The sequence below is a fragment of the Stenotrophomonas sp. PD6 genome (assembly GCF_049199305.1).
Lineage (GTDB): Bacteria > Pseudomonadota > Gammaproteobacteria > Xanthomonadales > Xanthomonadaceae > Stenotrophomonas.
The window spans coordinates 1-5,377 of sequence record NZ_JBLZQD010000011.1; the positions used below are offsets into that span (position 1 = coordinate 1).

Consider the following 5,377-nt stretch of genomic DNA (forward strand, 5'->3'; position numbering starts at 1 on the left):
CGCTTGCGCGGGTTTGATCATTTACTGAGTCATGGTGCCCAGGAGAGGACTCGAACCTCCACGAAGTTGCCCCCGCTAGCACCTGAAGCTAGTGCGTCTACCAATTCCGCCACCTGGGCGACTCAGGAGGAGAATTTTGCGGGAGAACCGCCAATGTGTCAACAGCATGTCGAAGAAAAATGCGTCGTCCGTCGCGCGTTGGCGCGCCGTCGCCATCGATACCGCAGAAACGAAAAAACCCGCTTGCGCGGGTTTGATCATTTACCGAGTCGTGGTGCCCAGGAGAGGACTCGAACCTCCACGAAGTTGCCCCCGCTAGCACCTGAAGCTAGTGCGTCTACCAATTCCGCCACCTGGGCGACTCAGGGGGCGAATTATGCGGAAGCATCCGGGGGCTGTCAATGCATCCTGAGGTGCCGATTGGCATACTCGCCCGACACCGACTGTCCGGAGTTTCCATGGCACTGCCGATCCTGCACGCCCACCCGCTGTCGTCCTGCTGCCAGAAGGTGCTGATCGCCGCCCGCGTGCTCGGCGTGGCCCTCGACGAGCGCATGCTCAACCTCGGCGATACCGAGCAGCGGAAGATGCTTGAGGCCGTGTCCCCGGCCGGGAAAATGCCGGTGCTGGTCGACCAGGGACGGCCGGTGGCCGAGACCAGCATCATCATCGAGTACCTGCAACTGCACCTCGCGGGCGAGGCCGCGCGGCTGATTCCCGAGGACACCGACGCCGCCCTGGCCGTACGGTTCTGGGATCGGTTCTCCGACTTCTACGTCATGACCCCGATGCAGGCGCTGACCGCCGAACTGCTCAAGCCCGACGACGAGCGCAGTGAAACAGCGACCGCTTCGGCCCGATCCCTGCTGTTGAAGAGCTATGCCGCCATCAACCGTCAGCTGGAAGAGCGCACGTGGTTGGCGGGCGAAGGGTTCAGCATGGCCGACTGTGCCGCCGCGCCGGCGCTGTTCTACGCGGTCGCCTACGTGCCGGTTCCCGACGACCACGCGCACCTGCTCGCGTACTTCGAGCGATTGATGGCGAATGCCGCCGTGGCGGCCGTCGTGGACGCCGCGCGGCCCTGGTTCAAGTATTTCCCGGGACGGGCGGGGTTGTCGGCCCGGTTCTACACGCCGGAGGCCTGAAACGAAAAAACCCGCTTGCGCGGGTTTGATCATTTACTGAGTCATGGTGCCCAGGAGAGGACTCGAACCTCCACGAAGTTGCCCCCGCTAGCACCTGAAGCTAGTGCGTCTACCAATTCCGCCACCTGGGCGACTCAGGGGGCGAATTCTGGGCATCTCCGGGAAGCTTGTCAACGGTTTTGTTAAATTTCTTCACAATCCTGCATGGGATGTGGCGATGACTCATTCTGCACACCGCCACGCGGTACCATGGGGGTCGATGAAATCAAAGAAACCGACCCGGGGCGCCAAAGCCCCCAAGTCCCCGGCGCCCAAGCAGGCTGCCGGTCCGTCGGGCAAGCCCCGCGCTGCTGCCAAGTCCGGCAAGCTGCCGCCCTGGATGCCCGAATCCATGACGACCTCCGCGCCGCCTCGCGGTGGCAAGCGCTCCGGCCCCCGGCCGAGCGACGCCCCGCCGATTCCCACCCGTCGCAACCCGCGCCCCGGCGCGCCGGTCGAGAGCGTGGACGATCCCTTTGCCGCGCGCGAAGCTGAACGCTACGCCCAGCCCATCGCCAGCCGTGAGGCCATCCTGCAGCTGCTCGACCGCTGCGATGGTCCGCAGACCGCCGAAGAGGTGGGCATCCATCTGGGCCTGACCGAGCCGGACCGTGCCGACGCCCTGGGCAAGCGCCTGGGCGCCATGGTCCGCGATGGCCAACTGGTGCAGAACCGCCGTGGTGGCTTCGCGCCCGTGCAGGCCACCAACCTCATCACCGGGGTAGTGATCGCCAACCCGGAAGGGTTCGGCTTCCTGCGCCCGGTCGACGGGGGCGGGGACGACCTGTTCCTGCCGCCGTATGAAATGCGCAAGGTCATGCACGGCGACCGCGTGCTCGCCAACGTCACCGGCATCGACCGCCGCGGCCGCCGCGAAGGCAGCATCGCGCGCGTGCTCGAGCGGGGCATGACCCGCTTGATCGGCCGCTTCAGCGTCGAGTTCGGCATCAACTACGTCGTGCCGGATGACAAGCGCATCCAGCGCAACGTGCAGATTCCGCCGGACCAGACCGGCGATGCCCGCGACGGCCAGCTGGTGGTGTGCGAACTGACCCAGGCGCCGGACACCCGCCGCCCGCCGATCGGCCGCATCATCGCCGTGCTCGGCGACAAGCTCACCGCCTCGCTGATCGTGGAAACCGCGATCCACGGCCATGAGTTGCCGTTCGAATTCCCGCAGGAAGTCCTCGACGAAGCCGCGTCCGTGCCCATGCAGGTGGAGCCGGCGATGATCGGCGAGCGCGTCGACCTGCGCAGCACGCCGCTGGTCACCATCGACGGCGAAGACGCCAAGGACTTCGACGACGCGGTCTACTGCGAACCCAACGCCGAAGGCTTCCGCCTGGTGGTGGCCATCGCCGACGTCTCCAACTACGTTCGTCCCGGCACGCCGCTGGACGATGAAGCACAGAAGCGCGCCACCTCGGTGTACTTCCCAGGCTTCGTGGTGCCGATGCTGCCGGAGACGCTGTCCAACGGCATCTGCTCGCTGATGCCCAAGGTCGACCGCATGTGCTTCGTCTGCGACATGCAGGTGAACCGCGACGGCGAAGTGATCCACTCGCGCTTCTACGAGGCGGTGATGAACTCCCACGCCCGCCTGACCTATACCCAGGTCTGGCAGGCGGTGGGCGAGAACGATCCGGCCGCGCGCAATGCCATTGGCGCGCTGCTGCCGCAGGTCGAGCGCCTGCACCAGCTGTACAAGGTGCTGGCCAAGGCCCGCACCCGCCGAGGCGCGATCGAGTTCGAATCCTCCGAAGTGCGCTTCGTGCTCGACAACACCGGCGAAGTCACCCAGGCCGGCATGCTGGTGCGCAACGATGCGCACAAGCTGATCGAGGAATGCATGATCGCGGCCAACGTGCAGGCCGCACGCTACCTGCTGTACAAGCAGGTGCCGGCGCCGTTCCGTGACCATGCCAAGCCGCCGGAAGCCAAGTTCGAGGATCTGCTGGAGTTCCTGAAGGAATTCAAGCTGAGCCTGCCGCCGTGGTCCAAGGTGCAGCCGGGTGATTACACCAAGCTGCTCAAGAAGGTGCGCGAGCGCCCGGACTCGGCGCTGATCGAATCGGTGCTGCTGCGCAGCCAGAGCCTGGCGGTGTACTCGCCAGACAACCAGGGCCACTTCGGCCTGTCGCTGGATGCGTACGCGCACTTCACTTCGCCGATCCGCCGCTACCCCGACCTGCTGGTGCACCGTGCCATCAAGCACGCGCTGAGCGGCAAGCCGCTGGAGAAGTTCGCGTACTCCGCGCGCGAAATGGCCGCGCTGGCGCTGCAGTGCTCCGAACGCGAGCGTCGTGCCGACGAGGCCGAGCGCGAGGTCGACGAGCGCTACCGCGCGGCGTGGATGGAAAAGCATGTGGGCGGCCAGTTCGACGGCGTGATCAGCGGCGTGACCAGCTTCGGCCTGTTCGTAGAACTGGACGAGTCCAAGGTCAACGGCCTGGTTCATGTCACCCAGCTGCCGCACGACTACTACCAGTTCGACGCCACCCGCAAGACGCTGAGCGGCGAGCGCCGTGGCAAGAGCTACCGCCTCGGCGACCGCGTGCGGATCCTGGTGCTCAAGGCCAGCATGGAAGAGCGCAAGATCGACTTCCGGCTGGTGGAAGAGAACGACGACGAAGCACCGGCGTTGCCGCCGCGTGGGCAGCCGGCCAAGCGACAAAAGCAGAAATACTGAGGGGAGGCGCCCCATGAACCCGGTTCCCGAATTCTCCGGTGGTTGCCAATGCGGCGCGGTGCGTTTTCACGTCCGCGGTGCGCTGCCCGACCGATCCATCTGCCATTGCCGGATGTGCCAGAAGGCCTTCGGCGCGTATTACGCGCCGCTGGTCTCGGTTCGTGGGGCCGATTTCCAGTGGACCCGGGGCGAACCGCGCCGGTTCCAGTCCTCGAATCACTTCCGTCGGGGCTTCTGTGCCGACTGCGGCACCCCGTTGACGTACGAGGGTGAGGACGGCATGGCGGTGGCGGCCGGCGCCTTCGACCAGCCCGAACGCCTGCCGCCGACGGTCCAGTACGGCACCGAGTCCAAGCTGCCGTTCGTGGATCAGCTGGGCGACCTGGCGGTGATCCTGGCCGAGGACGACCCCGACGCCGAACGCCTGCGCAGCCTGGTCTCGCACCAGCACCCCGACCACGACACCGAACGCTGGCCACCCCGGTAGCACCGGGCTCTGCCCGGCTCCGTCGGGATGCCGTCAGCCCGGAATGCACGGCAACCGAACCGGCAATGCTCTACCATTACCACCCCCTGTACCGGTCCCGCCCCCGCAATGAGCAAGCAAAGCCAGTGGATTGTCGGCGTCAACGCCGTCGCCTCCTCGATCGAGAACGATGCCGAGAACGTCCGCGAAGTGCTCATCGAGGCCAGCGCGAAGAATCCCCGGCTGACCGAAATCGAGGAAAACGCGCGGCGCAAGGGCATCGACGTGCGCAAGGTGAATACCCAGGCGCTGGACGGCGTGGGCGGTTCGGTGCGCCACCAGGGCGTGGCCGCGCGCTACCAGGCCGCCCGCACCTACGGTGAGAACGAGCTGGAAGGCCTGGTCGAGGCCGCCGAGGGCAAGGCCCTGCTGCTGATCCTCGACGAGGTGCAGGACCCGCACAACCTGGGCGCCTGCCTGCGCAGCGCGGCGGCGGCCAACGCCACGGCGGTGATCATTCCCAAGGACAAGTCGGCCACCGTCAATGCGACCGTGCGCAAGACCTCGGCCGGCGCCGCCGACCGCATTCCGGTGGTGGCGGTGACCAACCTGTCGCGTTGCCTGAAGGACCTGCAGAAGCAGGGCGTGTGGATCTACGGCCTGGCCGGTGAAGCCACCGATTCGCTGTACTCCATCGACCTGAAGGGCAACGTGGCGCTGGTGCTGGGCGGCGAAGCCGACGGCATGCGCCGCCTGACCCGCGAGAACTGCGATGGCCTGGTCAAGATCCCGATGCCGGGTGACATCGAGAGCCTGAACGTCTCGGTCGCCGCGGGTGTAAGCCTGTTCGAAGCGGTACGTCAGCGCAGCTGACGGACGGCCTCGAACAGGCGGGTAGAGCCGACTGTTAGTCGGCTGGCATTTAGCGGGCGGTGCAACCGCCCGTTGCTCTGGATCAGACGTAGAGCCACGCCATGCGTGGCTGCGCTTCGTTCGGGCACCGCGAAGCCACGCATGGCGTGGCTCTACGCTCGTTCT

General features: G+C 66.3%; 4 protein-coding genes and 3 tRNA genes. 4 read left to right on the forward strand and 3 right to left on the reverse strand.

All coding sequences use genetic code 11. From position 1 onward, the window contains the following. Positions 1-32: 32 nt before the first annotated feature. Both ACOZHM_RS14730 and ACOZHM_RS14735 read right to left on the reverse strand, forming a co-directional pair. Positions 33-119: transfer RNA gene (locus ACOZHM_RS14730), tRNA-Leu, on the reverse strand. A 153-nt stretch (positions 120-272) separates the two neighbouring features. Then, positions 273-359, reverse strand: a tRNA-Leu gene (locus ACOZHM_RS14735). A 99-nt stretch (positions 360-458) separates the two neighbouring features. Between ACOZHM_RS14735 and ACOZHM_RS14740 the strand changes: the two genes are divergently transcribed. After that, positions 459-1,145 carry a glutathione S-transferase family protein gene (locus ACOZHM_RS14740; protein ID WP_421570068.1) on the forward strand — a complete coding sequence of 229 codons (687 nt, stop codon included), beginning with the start codon at positions 459-461 and terminating at the stop codon, positions 1,143-1,145. 44 nt (positions 1,146-1,189) lie between these two features. Here the strand turns inward: ACOZHM_RS14740 and ACOZHM_RS14745 are convergent. Next, positions 1,190-1,276, reverse strand: a tRNA-Leu gene (locus tag ACOZHM_RS14745). Positions 1,277-1,404: 128 nt separating this feature from the next. On the opposite strand from ACOZHM_RS14745, the gene rnr reads away from it, so the two are divergent. The 3 genes from rnr to rlmB all read left to right on the forward strand — a co-directional run bounded on the left by rnr (position 1,405) and on the right by rlmB (position 5,212). Further along, a complete protein-coding gene (gene rnr / locus ACOZHM_RS14750; protein ID WP_421570069.1) occupies positions 1,405-3,873 on the forward strand; it encodes a ribonuclease R in 2,469 nt (822 codons plus the stop codon). 13 nt (positions 3,874-3,886) lie between these two features. Then, positions 3,887-4,360: a GFA family protein gene (locus ACOZHM_RS14755; RefSeq protein ID WP_421570070.1), complete on the forward strand. Its 474-nt coding sequence runs from the start codon at positions 3,887-3,889 to the stop codon at positions 4,358-4,360. Positions 4,361-4,468: 108 nt separating this feature from the next. Next, positions 4,469-5,212, forward strand: a complete 744-nt coding sequence (gene rlmB, locus ACOZHM_RS14760; RefSeq protein ID WP_421570071.1) for a 23S rRNA (guanosine(2251)-2'-O)-methyltransferase RlmB — start codon at positions 4,469-4,471, stop codon at positions 5,210-5,212. Positions 5,213-5,377: the final 165 nt, after the last annotated feature.

Excerpts from the sequence above, each read along its gene's own strand:
- ACOZHM_RS14755 (WP_421570070.1), top strand. The coding sequence starts at position 3,887 with ATGAACCCGGTTCCCGAATTCTCCGGTGGTTGCCAATGCGGCGCGGTG.
- rlmB (WP_421570071.1), top strand. The coding sequence starts at position 4,469 with ATGAGCAAGCAAAGCCAGTGGATTGTCGGCGTCAACGCCGTCGCCTCC.
- rnr (WP_421570069.1), top strand. The coding sequence starts at position 1,405 with ATGAAATCAAAGAAACCGACCCGGGGCGCCAAAGCCCCCAAGTCCCCG.
- ACOZHM_RS14740 (WP_421570068.1), top strand. The coding sequence starts at position 459 with ATGGCACTGCCGATCCTGCACGCCCACCCGCTGTCGTCCTGCTGCCAG.